The sequence below is a fragment of the Bifidobacterium sp. LH_417 genome (assembly GCF_056357035.1).
Genome location: NZ_JBKEVI010000022.1, coordinates 23,496 through 45,398 on the forward strand (window position 1 = coordinate 23,496; position 21,903 = coordinate 45,398).

12 protein-coding genes, 1 tRNA gene and 1 pseudogene are annotated in these 21,903 nt (G+C 66.9%); 7 read left to right on the forward strand and 7 right to left on the reverse strand.

What is annotated here, in order from left to right:
* Positions 1 to 59 precede the first annotated feature (59 nt).
* Entirely contained in the window at positions 60 to 1,295 is a 1,236-nt protein-coding gene (locus tag AC1AYR_RS10515; RefSeq protein ID WP_476512580.1) for an ROK family protein, read from the reverse strand.
* A gap of 182 nt (positions 1,296 to 1,477) precedes the next feature.
* On the opposite strand from AC1AYR_RS10515, the gene AC1AYR_RS10520 reads away from it, so the two are divergent.
* Positions 1,478 to 3,028, forward strand: a complete 1,551-nt coding sequence (locus AC1AYR_RS10520; protein ID WP_476512581.1) for a xylulokinase — start codon at positions 1,478 to 1,480, stop codon at positions 3,026 to 3,028.
* A gap of 865 nt (positions 3,029 to 3,893) precedes the next feature.
* Here the strand turns inward: AC1AYR_RS10520 and xylA are convergent.
* The 4 genes from xylA to AC1AYR_RS10540 form a co-directional block, all read right to left on the reverse strand.
* Complete coding sequence (gene xylA, locus AC1AYR_RS10525; RefSeq protein WP_476512582.1) at positions 3,894 to 5,240, reverse strand: xylose isomerase; 1,347 nt, start codon at positions 5,238 to 5,240, stop codon at positions 3,894 to 3,896.
* Positions 5,241 to 5,886: 646 nt separating this feature from the next.
* On the reverse strand, positions 5,887 to 6,918 hold the full coding sequence (gene htpX / locus AC1AYR_RS10530; RefSeq protein ID WP_476512583.1) for a zinc metalloprotease HtpX: 1,032 nt from the start codon (positions 6,916 to 6,918) through the stop codon (positions 5,887 to 5,889).
* Positions 6,919 to 7,008: 90 nt separating this feature from the next.
* Positions 7,009 to 8,391, reverse strand: a complete 1,383-nt coding sequence (locus AC1AYR_RS10535) for a serine hydrolase (RefSeq protein ID WP_476512584.1) — start codon at positions 8,389 to 8,391, stop codon at positions 7,009 to 7,011.
* A 212-nt stretch (positions 8,392 to 8,603) separates the two neighbouring features.
* Positions 8,604 to 10,076, reverse strand: coding sequence for an FAD-dependent oxidoreductase (locus AC1AYR_RS10540; RefSeq protein WP_476512585.1), 1,473 nt, complete (start codon positions 10,074 to 10,076; stop codon positions 8,604 to 8,606).
* Between the two features lie 310 nt (positions 10,077 to 10,386).
* Here AC1AYR_RS10540 and AC1AYR_RS10545 point away from each other — a divergent pair, with 310 nt between their 5' ends.
* Entirely contained in the window at positions 10,387 to 11,871 is a 1,485-nt protein-coding gene (locus AC1AYR_RS10545; RefSeq protein ID WP_476512586.1) for an amino acid permease, read from the forward strand.
* Positions 11,872 to 11,986: 115 nt separating this feature from the next.
* Complete coding sequence (locus AC1AYR_RS10550) at positions 11,987 to 12,982, forward strand: asparaginase (RefSeq protein ID WP_476512587.1); 996 nt, start codon at positions 11,987 to 11,989, stop codon at positions 12,980 to 12,982.
* Positions 12,983 to 13,263: 281 nt separating this feature from the next.
* On the opposite strand, the gene AC1AYR_RS10555 is transcribed toward AC1AYR_RS10550, so the two are convergent.
* Together AC1AYR_RS10555 and AC1AYR_RS10560 are read right to left on the reverse strand one after the other, a co-directional pair.
* Positions 13,264 to 16,041 (reverse strand): HAD-IC family P-type ATPase, encoded by a 2,778-nt coding sequence (locus AC1AYR_RS10555; RefSeq protein WP_476512591.1) that lies wholly within the window; start codon positions 16,039 to 16,041, stop codon positions 13,264 to 13,266.
* 751 nt (positions 16,042 to 16,792) lie between these two features.
* Positions 16,793 to 18,670 carry a S1C family serine protease gene (locus AC1AYR_RS10560; protein WP_476512592.1) on the reverse strand — a complete coding sequence of 626 codons (1,878 nt, stop codon included), beginning with the start codon at positions 18,668 to 18,670 and terminating at the stop codon, positions 16,793 to 16,795.
* A gap of 499 nt (positions 18,671 to 19,169) precedes the next feature.
* Between AC1AYR_RS10560 and tgt the strand changes: the two genes are divergently transcribed.
* From tgt to AC1AYR_RS10580, 4 genes and pseudogenes are all read left to right on the forward strand, one after another.
* Positions 19,170 to 20,531 (forward strand): tRNA guanosine(34) transglycosylase Tgt, encoded by a 1,362-nt coding sequence (gene tgt, locus AC1AYR_RS10565; RefSeq protein WP_476512588.1) that lies wholly within the window; start codon positions 19,170 to 19,172, stop codon positions 20,529 to 20,531.
* A 57-nt stretch (positions 20,532 to 20,588) separates the two neighbouring features.
* Positions 20,589 to 21,344, forward strand: coding sequence for a nitroreductase family protein (locus tag AC1AYR_RS10570; protein WP_476512589.1), 756 nt, complete (start codon positions 20,589 to 20,591; stop codon positions 21,342 to 21,344).
* Between the two features lie 68 nt (positions 21,345 to 21,412).
* Positions 21,413 to 21,495 (forward strand) — tRNA-Leu (locus AC1AYR_RS10575).
* Positions 21,496 to 21,642: 147 nt separating this feature from the next.
* Positions 21,643 to 21,903, forward strand: a pseudogene (locus AC1AYR_RS10580) (ISL3-like element IS2001 family transposase); the annotation flags it as partial.

The window sequence follows — 21,903 nt, forward strand, 5'->3', positions numbered from 1 at the left end:
GACCGCCCGGCAACGGGAGTCCTCCCGTCACGGGTCATGCGACACCACCCCGCCACCAATCACACGCCGGCACCACCCGCCAGGAACCGCAGCGGGGCGTCGACGAACCGGCGCAGACCGCGCTCGGCGGCGCCGTACAGTGACGGATTCTGCCCGACCTGCGCCGCGGCGACCTTCACCGTCATGCTGGGCGGACCGACGATTTCGTCGCGCAGCCGGCGTTCGATCACGGCGGACAGGTCCTCGCCGAAGTGCGTCCACAGGCCGCCGAGCACCACGGTGTCGACGTCGATGATGTTGACCGCCGAGGCGATGGCGGAGACGAGCGCGTCCACTGCCTGGTCGACCACTGCGATCACCCGCGGATCGCCGGAACGCCAACGGTCGAGGAGCCGGTCGGCGAACTCTATTCTGGTGGCGTCCGCATCGTCGCCGATGCCGGCGGCTTCGACCATGGCGCGACGTCCTGCGTACATTTCGAGGCAACCGTTGCGCCCGCACGTGCATCGCGGTCCGTCCATCGCGACGGACATATGCCCGATTTCGCCGGAGAATCCGTGCGACCCGCGCACCACTTCGCCGTTGCGCACGACGGCGCCGCCGATGCCGATGTCGGTGGAGACGTAGATGAAGGAGTCGCGCCGCCCCACTGTGGTCAGGAAGTCCGCGCACGCGGTGGCGTAGCCGGGGATCTGCGCGACGGCGGCCATCTTCGCTTCGTTGTCGGGGATGGCGTCGAGTCGGCGCACGACGTCGAAGCGGGAGAGGTCCAGATCCTTCCATCCGAGATTGCGCGCGATGAGCAGCCGGTCTCCGGCGATGATGCCGGGCAGGGCGAGCCCCGCGCCGACCACCGTGCAGCCGCGGCGGTCGAGCGTGTCCACCAGTTCGGCGGCCATGCCGTCAAGTGCCGCGAAGACGTCGTCGGGGTTCGCGGCGGTCATGTCGGCGTCCACCCATTGGCGACCGAGCACATCGCCGTTGAGGTCGAGGGCAAGGCAGCCGTAGCCGTCGGTGTTGATCTGCAGACCGATGCCGGCGATGCGGCCGCCGCGGATACGCAACGGGGTGCTGGGGCGTCCGTGGGATGCGGCGACGGATGGTTCGCCCTCCTCGATCACGCCGGATTCGATCAGCAGTCCGGCGAGCAGCGTCACCGTCGCCTTGGTGAGTCCAGTCTCTTTGGCGAGGTCGGCGCGGCTGAGCGGCTCCTTCGCGCACAGCAGGGCGTCGAGGGATACGGAGAGGTTGTGGTTGCGCAGATCGTCCTGGTTGATTCTCCTTGGACCGGCCATGTTCCTTCGCCTCTTCCTATTCGTCGTACGGCGTCATCTGATTCATGGTATGCGACGCGCGCGCCTTCGCTTGCGTTCCATCACCGAACCACACTATAGTTTAATCGTCTAACTTATTGGGCGCGGCGCGTCGGCGTACCCCTCCGACCGCCCAGACGCCCATGCTCGTCGAGGAGGAACATATGACCAGAACGCTCGTGGCCGGCGTGGACACGTCGACCCAATCCACGAAAGTACGCGTCACCGACGCCGCGACCGGCGAACTCGTGCGCTTCGGGCAAGCCAAGCATCCGGACGGCACGTCCGTCGACCCCGAACACTGGTGGGAGGCGTTTCGCACCGCCGCCGAACAGGCCGGCGGACTCGACGACGTCGCCGCGCTGGCCGTCGGCGGACAGCAGCACGGCATGGTGATTCTGGACGAGCAAGGCCGCGTGATCCGCGACGCGATGCTGTGGAACGACACCAGCTCCGCCCCGCAGGCCGCCGCGCTCATCGAACGCCTCGGTTCGGCCGCACCCGCCGGCGACGACGAACCGGAGGACATCGTCGCGCGCGGCAAGCAGCGCTGGGTCAAAGCGGTCGGCTCCTCCCCCGTCGCCTCCTACACGCTTACCAAGGTCGCATGGGTCGCCGAAAACGAGCCCGAGAACGCGAAGCGCATCGCCGCGATCTGCCTGCCGCACGACTGGCTGAGCTGGCGCATCGCCGGCTACGGCCCCGTGGCGGACGGCGAGGACGCGCACCTCGACAAGCTGTTCACCGACCGTTCCGACGCGTCCGGCACCATCTACTACGACGCCGCGCACGACGAGTACCGCCGCGACCTCATCGCCATGGTGCTGGCCGCCGCCGAAGGTGAGGAGGCCGCACGCGCCCACGCCGAGGCCATCGTGCTGCCCACCGTGCTCGGCCCGCGCGAAGCGGCCGCGGTGAAGGCATCCCCCGCCATCGCCGGCAAGGACGTCAACGGCGGATGCATCCTCGGCCCCGGCGGCGGCGACAACGCGATGGCCGCGCTCGGCCTCGGCATGAGCGTCGGCGACGTATCGATCTCGCTCGGCACGTCCGGCGTGGCCGCGGCAATCGCCGAGAATCCGGTGTACGACCTGACCGGCGCGGTCTCCGGTTTCGCCGACTGCACCGGCCACTACCTGCCGCTCGCCTGCACGATCAACGGCTCGCGCATCATCGACGCCGGACGCGCCGCGCTCGGCGTGGACTACGACGAACTGGCCGAACTGGCCTTCAAAGCCGAGCCGGGCGCCGGCGGCATCACGCTCGTGCCGTACTTCGACGGCGAGCGCACGCCGAACCGCCCGGACGCGACCGCATCGCTCACCGGTCTGACCCTGCGTAACACCACGAAGGAGAACCTGGCGCGCGCGTTCGTCGAGGGGCTGCTGTGCTCGCAGCGCGACTGCCTGGAGCTGATCCGTTCGCTGGGTGCGAAGATCGACCGCATCCTGCTGATTGGCGGCGGCGCGAAGTCCGAGGCGATTCGCACGCTCGCCCCGTCAATCCTGGGCATGGACGTGACCCGCCCGGCCACCGACGAGTACGTGGCCATCGGCGCCGCCCGTCAGGCCGTCTGGGTGCTCGCCGGAGTGTCCGGACAATCCGAACCGTCCGGCGAAATCGAACCGCCCGCATGGGAGCTCACCATCGACGGCGTGGAGACCGGCGAGCCCACCGAAGCCGTATATGAGTCCTATGTACAAGCCCGCGGCTAAACGCCCTCCCACCCCGCCCCGGCAGTGGAGACCAATTCTGTCTCCACTACCCTCCTCGCCACCGCTGGCGGGGGCTGTCGGCGAAGCCGACTGGGGGTGGTCCCCGCAGGGCACCCCAACCCAACCACCCTCAGACCGCCTACGGCGGCCAGCTCCCGCCAGCGGGAGCATAATCCCAACCTCGGCACACCGGCGGGAAACCAGTCCCCACGCCCCACCGACCACCGTCAGGACAACTCCACCTCCGCCAAACCAATTCCTCACCTCCGCTGGCGGGGGCTGTCAAGGCGTATCGGCACACGTGAGATTTCCCCGCCCACATTTCTCGCCCCCGCCGGCGGGGGCTGTCGGCGAAGCCGACTGGGGGTGGTCCCCGCAGGGCACCCCAACCCAACCACCCTCAGACCGCCTACGGCGGCCAGCTCCCGCCAGCGGGAGCATAATCCCAACCCGCATCGCCACCGAACCAACCCCACACCGAACCCTGCGCCGCCAAACTGCGCCGCCGAACCAACCCGCAACCCCCACGCCCACAGCACCACTGAACCGCCGAACCACTGAACCACTGTTCACTTCACTTATCAATGCCCACCCATCCCACCTATACCGGGCTACCTCCAGCCGATGCCGGGCCGATCCTCGCGCGCTCTAGCGGGAGCAATACGAAAAGGCCCGTCTGTGGTTCACACTGAGTGAACCACAGACGGGCCTTCACCGTTACAAGCCGTGCCGAAGGAGCCACCGGGCTTTCAGCTCACGCTTCGGCCCGCAAGCGCGGAGCGCTACGCGCACCACACATCAGCTCGACCTCAGCTACCGCCTCAGTCTCGCCCGAAGCTACCCGAAAGCCCACCGGGCTTTCAGCTCACGCTTCGGCCAGCGCGTCGATGATGTAGTTGTTGATGGTGGCCTTGACCTGCTCGAGGTGGTCGGACTTGGTGGCGGCGCGCAGCTCGGCCTGGGTCTTGTCGAGGCTGTACTCCTCCAGGGAGGCGAGCGTGGCGGTGCCGTCCTCGATGGACTTGCCGATGCCGGACTCGTAGGAGCTGTAGCGGTCGGCCTGCAGATCCTCGATGTAGTGGTCTTCGTGCATCTTGGCGGCGACCAGCAGGCCGGCGGCGTAGGAGTCCATGCCCACGATGTGCGCACGGAACAGGTCGTCGGCGGCGAAGGAGGTGCGGCGCGGCTTGGCATCGAAGTTCAGACCGCCGTGAGGGCCGATCGAGCCGTTGGCGAGAACCTCCCACATCACGGCGACGCAGTCGTACAGGTCGGACGGGAACTCGTCCATGTCCCAGCCGATGAGCTTGTCGCCCTGGTTGGCGTCGAGGGAGCCGAGGATGCCGTTCTCGCGGGCGAAGCGCACCTCGTGCTGGTAGGAGTGGCCGGCCAGGTTGGCGTGGTTGCCTTCGAGGTTCAGCTTGAAGACGTCCTCGAGGTCGAAGGTCTTGAGGAAGGCGAGCGCGGCGGCCGCATCGAAGTCGTACTGGTGCGAGGTCGGCTCCTTCGGCTTCGGCTCGATGAGGAACTGGCCGGTGAAGCCGATTTCCTTGGCGTAGTCCGCGGCGAGGTGGAACAGCTGGGCCATGTGGGCCTGCTCGCGGTGCATCTCGGTGTTCCACAGGTTCTCGTAGCCTTCACGACCGCCCCAGAACACGTAGTTCTCGGCGCCGAGGCGCTTGGCGATCTCGAGGCTCTTCTTGACCTGGGCGCCGGAGTAGGCGAAGATGTCGGCGAACGGCGAGGTGGCGGCGCCGGAGACGAAGCGCGGGTTGGTGAAGAGGTTCTGGGTGTTCCACAGCAGCTTGACGCCGGTGGACTTCATGTTCTCCTCGATCTTGTCGACGACCTTGTCGAGGTTGGCGTTGGTTTCGCGCAAGGTGTCGCCTTCCGGGGCGATGTCGCGGTCGTGGAAGCAGAAGTATTCGACGCCGAGCTTGGTGTAGAACTCGAAGGCGTAGTCGACCTTGGCGAGGGCGAGGTCCATCGGGTTGGTGTACTTGTCGTACGGGCGCTCGGCGGTGCCGTCGCCGAAGGGGTCGACGAGGCGCTGGTCGAAGGTGTGCCAGTAGGCGACCGCGAAGCGCAGCCAGTCCTTCATCTTCTTGCCGGCGACGACCTTGTCGGCATCGTAGTAGCGGAAGCCGAGGCCTTCCTTGGCGCCGCCCTTGCGGCCGACGTATTCGATCTTGTCGATGTCCCACAGACCCATTGCAGTCTCCTTTGATGTGTTGTTCACTGCGTTGCTTGCGTCGGTCCCGCGCGGCGCCTTGTACTTCTGCGCCGCCGCCCGTTTCCGGCTGACGATTCATATGTTAAATGATTAAACAATCTTTATCAAACGAATGAACTTAATGGGATGCACGTGGCGTGTTGCGGCGGAATTCCAACGCCAGCCGCCACCTCGATACGCCATATCGGCCGCCACCTCGGAACCGCCACCCCCAAGCATCGCCGCCCCAATACCACCCCGACACACCACACCCGCCTCAAAGCCCCGCCGGCGGGGGCTCCCGACCAAGCACCACTGCCCAAGCACCCACCCCGTGCACAAACCCCCGTTATCCGGTTTTTACAGCGCCAAACGGACGGTTCAGAGGCCTCCAAACGGGTGTTTGACGCTGTAGATCGAAGATAACGGGAGTTTCGGCCGGGGAATCGGCACCGACAGGGGTCCCAACCGAGGGAAACGGCACCGACAGGGGTCCCAACCGAGGGAAACGGCACTAACAGGAGTCTTGACCGAGGGAATCGGCACTAGTAGAGGTCTTGACCGAGAGAATTGGCGCTAACAGGGATTTCGACCGGGAATGAGCCAGTTCAGTACCGGACCTGGGCAGGACCGGGAATAGGCCCGCTCAGTACCGGACCTGGGCAGGGCCGGACCCCTGACCGACTCCCTGTCCGGCACCCTGCCCAACACCCTGACCAGCGCCCCAACCGGCACCGGCCCCCCAGCCGGCACGGCCCGCACCGAAACCGACCTGGGCGGCGCGCATCTCCTGCGCCATCTGCATGAGGCGCGCGATACGATCCTCGGTCGGCGGATGGGTGGAGAACAGCTTCGAGAACCCGGCGGCGGAGAACGGGTTCGCGATCATCATCGCGGAAACCGACTGCGTGCCCGCGGTCTTACGCATCGGCGTGGTCTGCGCTCCATACGAAATCTTGTTGAGTGCGGAGGCGAGCGCCTCCGGGTCGCCGGTGAGCCGGCTGCCGTCTTCGTCGGCATCGTATTCGCGTGTGCGGGAGATCGCCATCTGCAGCAGCGAAGCGGCGATCGGCGCGAGAATTGCGCTGAGCAGCACGCCGATCAGTCCGAGTCCACCGGAACCGCCGTCACGGTCGTCGCGGGACGTGCCACCGCCGAAATACATGAGCGAATAGCCGAGATACGTGATGACCGTCGCCATCGCCGAAGCGACCGCCGAGGTGAGGATGTCATGGTTGTACACGTGCATGAGCTCGTGGCCGAGCACGCCGCGAATCTCGCGTTCGTTGAGGATACGCAGGATGCCCTGCGTGCAGCAGACGGCCGCATGACGTTCGTTGCGCCCGGTGGCGAACGCGTTCGGGCTCATCGTCGGCGCCACGTAGATGCGCGGCATCGGCTTGCCGGCTGTGGCGGAAAGCTCGCGGACGATCTTGTACAGCGTGGGAGCCTCCGCCTCGCTGACCTCCGTCGCCCCCATCGATGCGATGGCGAGCTTGTCGGAGAACCAGTAGGAGAAGAACGTGCTGCCGATTCCGATGAGGATGAAGATGCCGAGCGTCCCACGCGAGCCGCCGGTGGCCCACCATACCAGCATGATGACGCCCCACATCAACCCGAAAAGCAGGGTCGTCTTCAGGCCATTGCAATGGCCATGCACACGCAGTTTGCCGTCCATACGGCTCACGCTATCGGGGGTATCTGAAATTTCACTGGACATCGCCCGGAAAACCGGAAAACCAAAGAACCGGAAAACCAGCGAAGCCGCTCACTTCACCATCGCCGACGAGTGGATGCCATCCAGCGCCCCCACCAATCCGGCGACCAGATCATACTGACCGGCCGCATCGGTCATCACCGCGAGCACGTATCTGCCCGAACCGTTCGCGACGATGCCGGCGTCGTTGAGCGCATGGTAGTCGCCGTCGTCGATCCACCCCGCCTTCGTGTACACGGTATACCCGTCCGCATCGCCGAGCGCGTTGTGGATGCTCGAGTTGAGCGTGTCCGTGAACTCGCCCGCAAGCCACTGCCGCGCGTCGTCGGATGTGGCGGGCGTCGAGCCGTGCACTGCGATCGTCGAATCGCCGTCGAACAGGTAGCCGCATCCCATCGCCCACATGCGCGCCATGTCCGCCGACGAGATGTCCGGATAGGCGTGCGCTTTCACGTCGGCGTCGACGTGCGCGCGCGTCGCCCACGCCGCGAACGAGCCGGAACCGTATGTGCGGTGGAGCGCCGCGAAACTGCTGTTGTCGGATACGGTGATCGCCTGCGCGATGAGCTGGTTCACGCCCGCGCCGGTCGATGTCAGCGTCATGTCCGACGCGATCGCCGACTCGTCTTCGCCGGACGTGCCGCCCGTCGCGCCGGTCTTGTCGGAGCCTGCCGTGGAGACCGGTTTGCCGTTCGCGCCCAGTCCGGTCGGATCGGCGTCCGACGACTGCGCGACCGCGTCGAGATCGATCGTGCCGGTCGCGGCGAGCGAGAGGATGTACGGTCCTTTGATCGCCGAAGCGGAGTAGCGTGCGTCGCCGCCGTGCACGGCGAGCGCGCGGCCGGTCGTCATGTCGACCATCGTGACCGACACGTGGTATCCGGCGGAGGTGACGGCCGCGACGGCCTGGTCGAGCGTCGCACGATCGTCGTCGGATAGCGTGAAACCGGACGTGGAGACGTCCGCCGCGCCGTCGAGCTTGCCGATCGCCGCCACCGCGCGTTCCGCGGCGGTGTGCGCGCGCGGCTTGGAGACCGTCGCGCGCACCAGCGTGGGATGACCGGTCGCGGCATCCACGGCGTCGCCCGCGCCCGCCACCCAGCCGGGCACGTGCGCGATCACGCTGACGACGAGGATGATGACGGCGAGCGCCGACGCGCCGACGACAATGCGGCGGCGGCGGTACACGGCGCGCATGCGTTTCGACGCGCGCTGGTATTGCGTCGCGTGGTTGCGCCGCGTGCCGTTGCGCCGGTTTCCCGCGCTCACGCCGTTGCGCGAACGGGTGCCGCCGCCGGCACCGCCGCGGACTCCGCCGCGGGAGCCGCCACGGGAACCACGCGATTGCGGCAGGGACGATCCGCCGCGCGACGAGCGTGTGCCGCCAGACCCACTCCCCTTGCGCGAGGAGCCGGCGGAACGCGGCTGCTTCATGACGGATCACCTTCCCGATGTGCGAAACGGGTGGCGTGCGCGGAATCGCGGGGACGTCGAACCGTTCGATGATGTCTTGGTACTTGGTACGAGAATATGACGAAGCCGCGATTGACGGGTTCCGGATGAATCCGGGATTGCCGTCAATCGCGGCTTCGGGGGATTGGGAGGTATCGAGCGGGGGTGTTGAGCGGGCGTCGATTCGCGCGCAATCACTCGGCGTGGGCGAGCTCGCGCATCTGAGCGGGCTCGATGACCTTCTTGTGCTCGCGGCCCTCCTTCGCGCCCTCGGCACGCTCGAAGGCGTCGACCTTCTTCCAGCCGGCGAAGTCGATCGGCTTGACGCCGCGGCCGGCCAGCAGGCGGTCGATGGACTCGGGGTCGCGGTCGGCGGCCACGCGGCCACCCTCGGCGGCCTTGGCGAGGTCCTCGAGCATGTTGGTCACGATGGCGAGCGCGTCGGACTTGGTGGAGCCGATCAGACCGACCGGGCCGCGCTTGGCCCAACCGGTCGCGTAGAGACGCTCGCGCACCTCGCCGCCCTCGGCCTCGGTGGTGATGCGGCCGTCGCCGTTCGCGTTGGCGAGGTGGGCGCCGTGGTTGTCGTAGGCGATGCCCGGAGCCTCGGCCGGCTGGTAGCCGATCGCGTGATAGACGGCCTCGACCGGGTAGTCGGTGAACTCGCCGGTGCGGTGCATCACGCCGTCGGCGCCGGTCTCGGTGCGCTCGACGCGGATGGCCTTCACCTTGCCGTCCTCGCCGAGGATCTCGGTGGGCGCGGAGTTGAAGTGGACGTAGTACTTGCGGTCGGCCGGGTTGCCCTCGTAGTCGACGTCGCCGTCATCCTCCATGTCCTCGGCCATCTCGCGGATGGCGAACAGCTCCTCGACCATCTGGCGGGTGAGCTTGTCCTTGCCGGCGACCTCGATGGTGTCGTCGTCCAGCTCGAAGTCGTCCTCGTTGATGATGAGCTGCACGCCGGGCAGCTTCTCCATCTCGCGCAGCTCCTGCACGCTGAACTTCGCTTGGGCGACGCCGCGGCGGATGAACAGGTGGAGCACCTTGGCCTTGTTGCGGCCGATGCCCTCGTAGACGTTGTCGGGGATGTCGGTCTTGGCCTTGAGGTCGTCGGCGTTGCGCATGAGCTCACGCGCGACGTCCATGGCCACGTTGCCGCCGCCGATCACGGCGACGTTCTCCGCGGTGAGCGGCCACTCGCGGGCACCCGTGGGATAGCCGTCGTACCATTCGACGAACTTGGCGGCGCCGTACACGCCGTCGAGGTCGGCGCCGGGGATGCGCAGCGGCTTGTCCTTGACGGCACCGGTGGCGAACAGCACGGCGTCGTAGCGGGCGAGCAGGTCCTCCAGCGTGACGTCCTTGCCGAACTCCACGTCGCAGTAGAGGTGGATGTCCGGATTGTCGAGTGTCTTCTCGAGCGCGGAGGCGATGAACTTGATGGACGGGTGGTCGGGGGCCACGCCGTAGCGAACCAGGCCGAACGGCACGGGCAGCTTCTCGAACAGGTCGATGCGGGCCTTCGTGCCGAGGCCCAGCTCCTCGCCGAGCTTCTTGAGCTGACGCAGGAAGATGTCGGAGGAGTAGACGCCTGCGGGGCCGGCGCCGATCACGGCGATACGGAGTTCGTTCGCGGCGGTTTCAGTGGTATTCGAAGATTCAGTCACGCATTACAGGGTATCGCAGGCCACCGAATCGCGGAACCCCTGTTTTCCGCATATTCACGCATATTCCGTGCGCGTTTCGCGCGTATCCCGCGCACATTCCATATGCATTCCATACGCGTCCGCGCGCTTCAGCCGACTGACGGAGGCACTCCCCCGTTCACGAGACCTGTTCACGTGAACGGTCATCGAGCGTCATATCATGTTCACCGACCGCGTGCCATGATGCCGCGTCCATGACGTGCATCGACCGGCACGCGCGAATCGGCACACCACCGAGACAGAGAGCACAGAGCAAAAGGACAAGATTCACATGAGTGAGAGAACCGAAAAGACGAAGGCTTCGGAGCCCGCACCTGGAACCACCGTCACACGGGACAAGGGCGACGCCGGCTACGCGAAGGAGCTCAAGCCCCGCCACATCCAGATGATCGCCATCGGCGGCTCGATCGGCACCGGCCTGTTCCTGGGCGCTGGCGGCCGTCTGGCGCAGGGCGGCGCCGGCCTGACCATCGCCTACGCGATCTGCGGCATCTTCGCGTTCCTGATGGTGCGCGCGCTGGGCGAACTGGCGATCCGCCGCCCGTCGTCGGGCGCGTTCGTCTCCTACGCCCGCGAGTTCCTGGGCGAGAAGGGCGCGTACATCACCGGCTGGATGTTCTTCCTCGACTGGTCCACCACCGTCATGGCCGACATCACCGCCGTGGCCGTGTACTTCCATTACTGGAAGGCGTTCGCCGACGTGCCGCAGTGGCTGCTCGCGCTGGGCGCGCTGGCCCTCGTGTTCGTGCTCAACATGATGAGCGTGAAGATGTTCGGCGAGGCCGAATTCTGGTTCGCCGCGATCAAGGTGTTCACGATCATCGCGTTCATGGTCATCGCCATCTGGGCGATCGTCACCGGCGCCCCGGTCGGCGACACGCACGCCGGCATCGCCAACATCACCGAGCACGGCGGATTCTTCCCGATGGGCATCGCCCCCGTGTTCGCGCTGACGCTGGGTGTGGTGTTCGCGTTCGGCGGCACCGAGATGGTGGGCGTCGCCGCCGGCGAGGCGCAGGAGGCCAAGAAGGTGCTGCCCAAGGCCATCAACTCGATGATCATCCGCATCTTCGTGTTCTACGTGGGCTCCGTGATCCTGATGGCGCTCGTGCTGCCGTACACCGCGTACTCGTCGAACGAGTCGCCGTTCGTCACGTTCTTCTCCGGCATCGGCATCCCGCACGCGGGCGACGTGATCCAGGTGGTCGTGCTCACCGCCGCCCTCTCGTCGCTGAACGCCGGCCTGTACGCCACGGGCCGCACGCTGCGTTCGATGGCCATCGCCGGTTCCGGCCCGAAGTTCGCTGCCCGCATGAACAAGCACCACATCCCGTACGGCGGCATTATCATCACGTCCGCCCTGGGCCTGATCGGCGTGGTGCTCAACGCGGTGCTGCCGTCCGACGCGTTCGACATCATCATGAACCTGGCCGGCATCGGCATCGCCGGCACATGGGCCGCCATCCTCGTCACGCATCTCGCGTTCCTCAAGAAGGTGAAGGCCGGCGAGGAGACGCGCCCCGACTACCGCATGCCGGGCGCCCCGTACACGAACTACGTGTCGCTGGTGTTCTTCGCGATCGTCGTGATCTCGAACCTGACGAGCGTCTCCGGCCGTTGGACGCTGGCGCTGTTCGTGGTCGTGGTCATCGCCATGGTCATCGGCTGGTTCTACGTGCGCGGCCGCATCGACGGCAACCTGCTGGACGAAATGCTCGACGCCGACGCGGTCGACGAGGTCGAAGCCGCCAAGTAGGCGCGACCTGCGCGGTTGCGGGACGCGCGAAACCCGCGGCCCGCAACCGCGCAGGAACCCACAAAACCGCAAAACCCGCGAAACCACAAGAAACAACGAAGGGCAGGGACGCATCATGCGCATTCACATCACCTATACGGGCGGCACGATCGGCATGGTCGCCTCGCCGCACGGACTGGCCCCCGGCGCCGACATGCTCGGCTGGCTGCGCGGCCTGCTTGACGGCACGCAAATCGGCGCCGATCAGGTCTCGTACACCGAACTCGACCCGCTGATCGACTCGTCATGCGCCACACCGGACAGCTGGCAGGCGATCATCGACGACCTGCGCGCCCACCGCAACGACGCCGACGCGTTCGTCGTGCTGCACGGCACCGACACGATGAGCTACTCGTCGGCCGCGGTGTCGTATGCGCTCACCGGCTTCGGCAAGCCGATCGTGTTCACCGGATCGCAGTATCCGCTCGGCATGGTCGAGACCGACGCCACGGCCAACGTGACCGGCGCGCTCAACGCGGTGATCAGCGGCCGCGCGCACGGCGTCTCGCTGTTCTTCGGACACCACCTGATTGCGGGCAACCGCGTGAGCAAGGTGTCGTCGTGGGCGTTCGAGGGCTTCGACGCGCCGTCGGCCGGACTGCTCGCGCAGACCGGCGCGCCTTGGCATTGGGAATCCTACGAGGGCCGCGGCGAAGGCTGGTACGATCCGCTGCCGTACACGCGGCATGACGTGGCCGTAATCGACATGGCGCCGGGCATCACGGCCGCGCGCCTTGAGGCCATGCTCACGCCGCGGCCCGAAGCGGTGCTGATCCGCGCGTACGGCGTCGGCAACGTGCCGTGCACCGAACCCGGTCTGACCGACGTGCTCGCGAAAGTGCTGGACGAAGGCGTGCCCGTCGTGGTGGCGTCGCAGTGCCAACAGGCGAACGTGCTGCTCGGCCATTACGAGGCCGGCGACGCCATCGCGCGCGCGGGCGCGGTCGGCACGGGCGACATGACGCTCGAGGCCGCCTACGCGAAGATCGTGTTCCTGCTCTCGCAGGGCCTGACCGGCAGCGATCTGGCCGCCTGGATTCCGCGATCCATCGCCGGCGAGATCACCGTGTGAATTCGGCGGGATATACGGTGCACGAGCCACGGGACTGCACGGCCATAATCGCCATGCAGTCCCGTGTAACCGGAGCCGCAGCAACTGTCGGCTCCACGCGCCTCTTCAGCACAGTGCGCATTCCCTAGGTCGGTGTTCCCGGGAAAATCCCCGGGGACACCGGTTTTTCGTCTGTGGATACGCGGATAGGCAACCCAGAAAACGCGCGTCCGACCACTATCCGCCCCGACGCCCCTCGAACGCCCGTGCGCGCCGCACACGCAGCGCGCACGAGGCGCCCCCTAATCCCAATCCAACACGGCGGTGAGCGCCCACAGGATGCTCACCACGTCGATGCCTTCCTGCAGGAACGCGCCGACGACCACCGGAATCAGGTCGAACGCGGCCGCCACCATGCCGACGACCGCGAGCGCAAGACCCGCGACCACGGCCTGGAGCATCACGCGCTTCGTGCGACGGGCGATCGCGATGGCGCGCGGCACGGCGGCGATGTCGTCGTTCATCACAACGACCTGCGCCGATTCGGATGCGGCGGTGGACGTGCCGTCGGTCATCGCCACGCCGATGCCCGCGGCCGCCAGCACCGGCGCATCGTTCACGCCGTCGCCCACCATCATCGTGACGGGTGCGTCCGCACGGCCCAACGAGGCGCGTCCGACGCGTCCCACGCGGCCGGCTCCCTCGGCGCGGCCAGTTCCCCCGGCACTTCCAGAGCGCCCGGCACCGCTCCCCCACGTGGCCTCGCGGACCGCGGCCACCTTGTCTTCGGGGAACAGCTCGGCACGCACCTCGTCGATGCCGACCTCGCGCGCGATGATTTCGGCGGAGGCGCGCTTGTCGCCGGTGAGCATCGTGAGCTTGGCGACGCCGAGGCCGTGCAGTTTCGCGAGCGCGGCTTTCGCGTTCGCGCGCGGCACGTCGCGTAGCACGATGCGCGCGACCAGCCGCCCATCCACGGCCACATACGACGCCATCTCGTCCGCCGCCAGCATCCCGAACCTCGCGCGGCCTCTCTGCTCCCGCCCCCGCAGACGGAATCCACCACCGACAGCATCCCGGACGACGCCCTCTTCCCGTCCCCGCTGGCGGGGGCTGTCGGCTGAAAGCCGACTGGGGGTGACCGTAGACCAATCCGACCCAACGACTCCCCCATCGTCCCGCCCCCGCCGGCGGGGGCTGTCGGCTGAAAGCCGACTGGGGGTGGTCACGGACGGGCCCACCTCGGTAACCCGCTCAAGCGCATTAACCCGGTCAGCCAGCCTTGCACTATCGACCGCCACGAACCCGTCCTCGCCGGCCTCCGCGAATGCCAATCGTCCGACGCGCACGGCGTGCCCGTTGACTTCGGCGGAGATCCCCTTGCCGGGCTCCTCCTTCACGTTCGTCACGACCGGATAGTCGCGGCCGTGCCCGGGCCGGCTCGCCTCCGGTTCCGGGCAGTCTCGCCGACCGGCCGCATACCGCGCGTGCAGCCGTCCCAACGCCGCCTGTCCGGCCGCCGCAATGCCTTTCGCAAGCACGTGCACCGAATAGCTTTCGACCACGCCCGCGAACATGAGCACATGATCCTCGTCGAGCTTCGGCGCGCGCGAACCGCTTATGGCGGCATCCCCCGCAGCAGCATCCTCAGTACCGTTCACAGCACCGTTCACAGCACCACTCACAGCATCTGCGGCATCGGCGCCTCCCGCAACGCCGACATCACCGACGGCACCGCCATCCACCATCTCCACGCGCACGACCTGCGGCTGCTTGACGGTCAACGTACCGGTCTTGTCGAAGAACACCTGCGTGACGCGTCCCAGATTCTCGATCACGTCCTGCGTCTTGATGAGCACGCCCGCGGCGGCGAGACGCGACGTACCAGCGATGTACGCGACCGGCGCGGCGATGAGCAGCGGGCAGGGCGTGGCGAGCACGAGCACCTGCGCGAACCGTAGCGGCGTGCCGGCCACCGCCCATGCGACACCGGCGATGAGCAGCGACAGAATCGTGAACGGCACGGCGAGCCGATCCGCGGTCCTGACGACCGCCGGACGCGACTCCTGCGCCTGGCTCACCATCGTGAGAATCCGCTGGTATTGCGAGTCGGCGGCGACTTCGACGGCGCGCATCGCGAGCGTCGTCGAACCGTTCACTGCGCCGGACATGACGCGCGCGCCCGCATACACCTCGCGCGGCACCGGCTCGCCGTTGATCGCGCTCAGGTCGAGCGTGGCCGCACCGGACAACAGTTCGCCGTCGACCGGCACGGTTTCGCCGGGAAGCACGATGATCACGTCGCCGAGACGCACCTGTTCGACGGGAACGGTGTCGAATCGCGCGTCCGTGTTCGGTCGCACGCGAGCGTCGGCGCGCGCGACAGCCGGGTCGCACGTTTCAGGCTCGCGGCCGGTGAACACGCACACATCCTCCGTGGCCCCATCCGTGGACCCCTTCACGGGCTCCTTCACGGACCCGACGGAACGGCCGCCGCCCAATGCACCCCGGCGGGCGGCCGAACCACTTCTCCGACCGTCGGCGATGTCATGGGCCGTCACGTGGCGGAATCCGTCGTCGTCGCGGATCGGCGCGACGTTGCGCGCGGCGCGGGGCGCTTCGGTGGCGTCGCGATTACTGGAGCCACGCGGCGTTCCTCTGCCCACGCCGGGCAGGTTCGCGACGTGCGCGGTGCGCGGTGCCGCGTCGAGCAGTGCGGTGAGACTGTGTTCCGCTTTCGCCTGCGCGTATTCCTCAATCGCCTCGCCGGATGTGACCATGAGCACGACCGCCCAGGATGCCCAGTATTCGCCCACTGCGAGCGTGGACAGCATGGCGAGAACGGCGAGCAGGTCGATGCCCACCTGGCCGTGTCGGATGTCGTCGATCATGCCGATAACGGTGACGGCGACCGTGTAGGCGACGAGTGCAACGACGACCCATTGCCCGAGCGACGGATGGGGCAATGCGGCGAACGCGCGCGCGAATCCGAAATGGGCGGCAGGCGCGATAGCACTCCATGGGCGGACGTTCCACAGCAGCGCGATCGGGATTGCGGAGAGGATGACGACCGGCAGCATCGGCAGGCGGCAGCACAGGTCGACGACCGCGGGAACGACGCCGCGATGCGATGCAGCCGGGGAAGTTGGAAGAGTCGAGGAAGTTGGAAGAGCCGCCGCGGGAACAGTGTGGGTTCGCCTATCGGCATGCGAATCGGCATGCTGGTTCAATGGGGCGGTTTGGTCGCCTGAATCGGTGCGGGATGGGATGAGCTGGCTCATCTGATGCTCCTTACGTTGGTACGGGCCGGGCGTGCCGCTTTGCTCCGCTCGGGTCCGGATCGGTCCGATGGTATGCGAAAGCGTGGCGCACGGCTGGTGCGGTCACGCCTTGTTAACCCATCGGCGGCATCGACGGCGGGCAATCCCCGTATGATGCGCTGCTCGATACACGGCGTAAAGAATCGATATTCGGTTATCGCCAGACAGCTTAACAGCGGGATGGAGACATCGCAAAACCCGCGAGGCGGAACTACAGGGCTCGTGTGGAGACCTAGGAGAAGGACGAAACGCGCGAGCGGACCTTCATTTGGTTCCTGATTCGTTCTTTTGGTAACCCGTACGGCCGTCCCGTAGATCCGGCTATTCGGCGATGGCTCCATTCCGCGGTTTTCGATAGGCCCATACGCGAGGGGCCCGCACAAGCCACCAAAGGAATCAATCAGGAGCCAAATGAAGCGGGGCCGGTGGAAAAACCACCGGCCCCCGCTGACTGTTAGCGGTCACCATGTGCCAAGGTCACCGCGTGTGGAGCTCACCACATGTGTGGGAATCACCACATGTTGAACGGGAATCCGTTGTTGCCGTTGCCGGAGCCATCGGAACCGTCGGAACCGGAGCCGTTGTCGTTCTGGCTGCCGGAGCCGCTGTTGGAGTCGGAGCGGTTGGAGCCGTTGACCTTCTCCTCCTGCTGGTCGAGCGTTACGTCGACATCCATGGTCTTGCCGTCGCGCACGATGGTGAGCGTCGCCTTGTCGCCGAGGGCGGCGGCACGCACGAAGCCGAGCAGCGAGGCGTTGCTCGACACCGCGTTGCCGTTGAACGCGACGATCGTGTCACCTTCCTTCAGACCGGCCTTGTCTGCCGGGGAACCGGAAACGACCGCGGAGCTGGAGGAACCCTTGGTGATCTTCGCGCCGGCGCGGGTCACGCCGTCCGCTTCGACTGTGTCGGAGGTGATCGTGATGCCAAGCGCCACGTGCTTGACGGAGCCGTTCTCGATGATCTCGTTGGCGACGCGCTTGACGAGGTTCGAGGGGATCGCGAAGCCGATGCCGATCGAACCGGAGGTGCTGGAGGACGACGAGCTGGAGGTGGAGGCGATCGAGGAGTTGATGCCGATCACCTGACCGGCCGCGTTGAAGGTCGGGCCACCGGAGTTGCCCGGGTTGATGGCCGCGTCGATCTGCACGGCGTTGGTGACGATGTCGTTGTTGTTGTCGTCCATCACCGTGACCGGGCGGTTGAGTGCGGAGACGATGCCGGAGGTGGCGGTGTCGTCGTAGCCGAGCGGGTTGCCGACGGCCATGATGTTCTCACCGACGGCGAGCTTGTCGGAATCGGCGAACTCGACGGCCTTGAGGTCGCTCGGCGGATTGTCGAGCTTGATGACCGCCAGATCGGTGGTGGTGTCGGTGCCGACGACCTGCGCGGAGTACATCTGGCCGTTGGACAGCGTCACCTGAATCTGCTGGGCGCCGGAGATCACGTGGTTGTTGGTCACGATGTGGCCCTCGGTGTCGAGAATCGCGCCGGAGCCCTGCGCGGTGCCGTCGGACAGCTGGGTCTGGATGGAGACGACCGAGCCGGAGACCGCCTTGGCGACAGCCTGCCAGTCGGGGGCTTCGCCGGACTTCGCGGTGGCGGAGCCGGAGCCGGACGTGCTGGAGTCGACGTTGGCCAGGGAGCTGGTGGTCGGCACCTTGACGGCACCGCTGGTGATGGCCGCGTAGCCGACACCGAGGCACAGGCCGGCGGACAGGAGCGCGGCGACCACACCGATGACGACGCCACGTACCGTGCCGTTGGAAGCCTTCGGACGGGCGGCGGCGTTCAAGCCGTTCAGGCCATTCGGGTTGTTCGGGTCGTTCGGATTGTTCGGATTGGGGCCGAACGGGTTGCCGTTGTTCGGGGTGCCCGGACCGCCGAAGCCGGCACCGGAAGCGCCGCCGAACTGGCCTTGCGGCGCGAACGGGTTACCGGACGCACCCGCACCGGGGGTGGCGTAAGGGTTGCGGTCCTGCGCGGACGTGGGCTGACCGGACTGGGCACCCTGAGCATCCTGAGCGCCCTGAGCGCCGGGCTGCGTGGGAGTCGGGCCGTAGGCGCCGTATTCGGGAGCCGGACGGTACTGGCCATACGCGGGCTGGGATGCCGGCTGAGACACCGGCTGGGGCTGCCCCGCGGAATCGGCCGAGGAGGCCGGCGCGGAGGAGACCACGGTCTGCTCGCCTCTGGCGGCGGCGTAGTCGGGAGTCATTTCGGGGGTGCCCGATGCCGTGGCTGGCGTGGTAGAGATCGGAGCGATCGGCGTGGTCGATGCGGCCGGGAACGTCTGGGTGGGGGCGGCGCCGGAGGCCGCGGCGGCCTGTGCGCCCTGCACGGCCGACGGGTCGATGGCCTCGGTGGGCTGTTCGTTCGCAGCCGGCATACCGTTCGAGGCCGGAGCGAAGCTCTGCGTGGACTGCGCGTCCTGTCCCTGCGATGCGGCCGGCGCACCATACTCGTACTGCGGCGTCTGCGGCTGCGCGGCCGGGGTCTGCGCGCTCTGCGGCTGCGCGTTCTGGCCACCCTGCGGGTTCCAGCTGTTCTGCTCATCAGCCATAATCGTCTGCTCCTTCATATGAACGCATAGGAACGGCGGCTCCGTATCGGTGTCTGCACGGTTCTGCGCGGTTCTGCACGGTACGTGCTTCGGCAAGCCTGCCGTCGGTTCGTATTGCTACCTAAGAGTAAAGGCAGTGGCTCTGGATGTTTCCTGAATGTTCATTGGAAGTGCCGGGAGAATCTTCTACCGACTTCCCGCAAACGCCTCTCCAATCCATCCAACGCGACGTGCGATGAATGCCCGCGTTTCCCCGCCCTCACCCCTCGCCGCCTCGCCACCGCAATCCATTCCCGCAATCCGATTGTCCGCCTAAAGTGAAGCTATGACCGACAACCCCACGAACACCACGATCGACGCCGAGGCGAGCACCCCGGCCCCCACCGGCGACACCGCCGCGATCGACCTCAACGAGCATCCGCGCGGCGCCGCGCCCGGCAAGCCCGGCGACCGTGCCGCATTCTCCTTCGAGACCATCACGCGCTTGGCGGACGCCGCTGACGGCAAAGGCAAGGGCGGCGCACGCTACGGCCGCACCGGCATCATCCACACGCCGCACGGCGACATCAAGACGCCCGCGTTCGTACCGGTGGGCACGCAGGCCGCGATGAAGGCGGTCCTGCCGGAATCGATGAAGGATCTCGGCGCGCAGTGCCTGCTCGCCAACGCGTTCCACCTGTTCGAGCGCCCCGGCGAGGACGTGCTCGACCAGGCCGGCGGCCTCGCGAAGTTCATGAACTGGCATGGTCCGACGTTCACCGATTCCGGCGGATTCCAGGTCATGTCGCTGGGCGTCGGCTTCAAGAAGACGCTCGCGATGGACGTGACCGGCATGAAGTCGGACGACATCATCGCGGAAGGCAAGGAGCGTCTCGCTTGGGTGGACGAGGACGGCGTGACGTTCAAGTCGCCGCTCAACGGCGACGAGCACCGCTTCTCCGCCGAGATCTCGATGGGCATCCAGCACAAGATCGGCGCCGACATCATGTTCGCGTTCGATGAGCTCACCACGCTGATGAACACGCGCTCCTACCAGGAGGAGTCGGTGGAGCGCACGTACCGTTGGGCGCAGCGGTGCGTGGCCGAGCACCAGCGGCTCACCGAGGCGCGCCTCGGCAAGCCGTATCAGGCGCTGTACGGCGTGGTGCAGGGCGCGAACTACGAGGATCTGCGCCGGCACGCGGCCGAACAGATCGCGTCGCTCGATTTCGACGGCGTGGGCATCGGCGGCGCGATCGAGAAGCGCATCATCGGCGAGACGTGCGCGTGGATCTGCGACGCGATGCCGGAGAACCGACCGCGCCACGTGCTCGGCATCGCATCCGTGGACGACATCTTCGCGTGCGTGGAGAACGGCGGCGACACGTTCGACTGTGTGGCGCCCGCGCGCTGCGCCCGCAATGGCGCGATTTTCACGCGCCATGGCCGCTACAACATCAAACGCGCGCAGCACAAGTTCGATTTCGGCCCGCTTGAGGAGGGCTGCGACTGCTACACGTGCGCGCATTATTCGCGCGCCTACGTGGACCATCTGCTGCGCGCGCACGAGTTCACCGGGTTCACGCTCGCCACGATCCACAACGAGCGCTTCTTCGTGAAGCTGCTCGACGACATCCGCGCCTCGATCGACGGCGGCTACTTCGAGGAATTCCGCAACGAGTCGCTGGCGCACTTCTACGGCAAGTGATGGGTCGCCATCCCGGCTTGACCATCTCCACAGCCCAATCATCCAGAAAGCATCATCATGAATCTTCTTGAAGCAATCGACGCGCGCCACGCGATTCGCGCATACACGGACGAACCGGTGGCGCAGGACACGCTCGCCGCACTGCAGGCCGAGATCGACGCATGCAATGCGGCGAGCGGCCTGCACATCCAGATGGCCGCCGGCCTGGACGACGCGTTCCTCGGCCTGAAGACGCACTACGGCCGGTTCAAGGGCGTGCACAACGCGATCGCGCTGATCGGGCGCGATGGCGGCGACGGCGACACGCTGCAATCGTTCAAGGATGAGGACGGCACACCCGTCTCGCCCGCGGCGGCCGCACTGCAGGAGCGTGTCGGCTACTACGGCGAACGACTCGTGCTGCGTGCGGTGCAGCTCGGCCTGGCGACGTCATGGGCGGTGTTGGACGGCGCGGAGACCGTGCCGGTGGCCGATGCGTGGTGGACGCTCGACGACGGCGAATCCGTGGTGTGGGTGATCGCGTTCGGCCACGGCGCGCGCCCCGGCGGACGGCGACGGAGCAAGCCGCTGGAGGAATTGGCGAGCGTGGCGGAATCGGATGCCGCCACGTGGCCGGACTGGTTCGTGAGCGGCATGGAGGCGGCGATGGCCGCGCCCACATCGCTTAGCCAACAGCCGTTCCATTTCACGCTCAACACGGACGGTTCGGTGACCGCCGAGGCTCTGGACGGCCTGTTCGCGCACGTGGGCCTCGGTTGCGCCAAATACCACTTCGAAGTCGGGGCGGCTCCGCACGAGGTGACGTGGCGCTAGCGCGACACGCCGAAGACACACTCGATTTGCGTCTCCTGTAGAAGCAGTGCTAAGTTATCCACTTGTCTGCGAGTGTGGCGGAATGGTAGACGCGCTGTCTTCAGGTGGCAGTGAGTGTATGCTCGTGGGGGTTCAACTCCCCCCACTCGCACGCAGGGAACAAAACCCCGGAACGTTGGAACACCAAGGTTCCGGGGTTTTCTGTATCCGCCGGCAAATGGGAAACCCTACAAAAACCGGCTCTTCGCATTTTGGTGTGTATGGGCCGTGCGGTTTTATTCGGTGTGTGATCGAAAAAGTGAAGAAAACCGCGCGGCTTGGTTCCGAGTCTAGCGCGTTCGACGGCCGGGTGCTGCTCGGTCTGGACAGGCTCGGGCTGAATCCGGTCTCGCAACGCCACGTCACGTCGGGCTCGCGTGCCGGCGTGTGGCTGATCGGCTGCGACCCGCCGGACGAGACCGCCCGGTACTGCGGCGGATGCGGGGCCGCGGGACGTGTCCGTCCCTCGTGGCGGCGCCGTTTCGCGCACGTGCCGGTCGGCCAGAACGCGGTGCACCTG

Excerpts from the sequence above, each read along its gene's own strand:
- xylA (WP_476512582.1), bottom strand. The coding sequence starts at position 5,240 with ATGGGTCTGTGGGACATCGACAAGATCGAATACGTCGGCCGCAAGGGC.
- AC1AYR_RS10550 (WP_476512587.1), top strand. The coding sequence starts at position 11,987 with ATGCGCATTCACATCACCTATACGGGCGGCACGATCGGCATGGTCGCC.
- AC1AYR_RS10555 (WP_476512591.1), bottom strand. The coding sequence starts at position 16,041 with ATGCTGCCGGTCGTCATCCTCTCCGCAATCCCGATCGCGCTGCTGTGG.
- AC1AYR_RS10515 (WP_476512580.1), bottom strand. The coding sequence starts at position 1,295 with ATGGCCGGTCCAAGGAGAATCAACCAGGACGATCTGCGCAACCACAAC.
- AC1AYR_RS10520 (WP_476512581.1), top strand. The coding sequence starts at position 1,478 with ATGACCAGAACGCTCGTGGCCGGCGTGGACACGTCGACCCAATCCACG.
- AC1AYR_RS10535 (WP_476512584.1), bottom strand. The coding sequence starts at position 8,391 with ATGAAGCAGCCGCGTTCCGCCGGCTCCTCGCGCAAGGGGAGTGGGTCT.
- AC1AYR_RS10560 (WP_476512592.1), bottom strand. The coding sequence starts at position 18,670 with ATGCCGGCTGCGAACGAACAGCCCACCGAGGCCATCGACCCGTCGGCC.
- tgt (WP_476512588.1), top strand. The coding sequence starts at position 19,170 with ATGACCGACAACCCCACGAACACCACGATCGACGCCGAGGCGAGCACC.
- AC1AYR_RS10570 (WP_476512589.1), top strand. The coding sequence starts at position 20,589 with ATGAATCTTCTTGAAGCAATCGACGCGCGCCACGCGATTCGCGCATAC.
- htpX (WP_476512583.1), bottom strand. The coding sequence starts at position 6,918 with ATGGACGGCAAACTGCGTGTGCATGGCCATTGCAATGGCCTGAAGACG.
- AC1AYR_RS10545 (WP_476512586.1), top strand. The coding sequence starts at position 10,387 with ATGAGTGAGAGAACCGAAAAGACGAAGGCTTCGGAGCCCGCACCTGGA.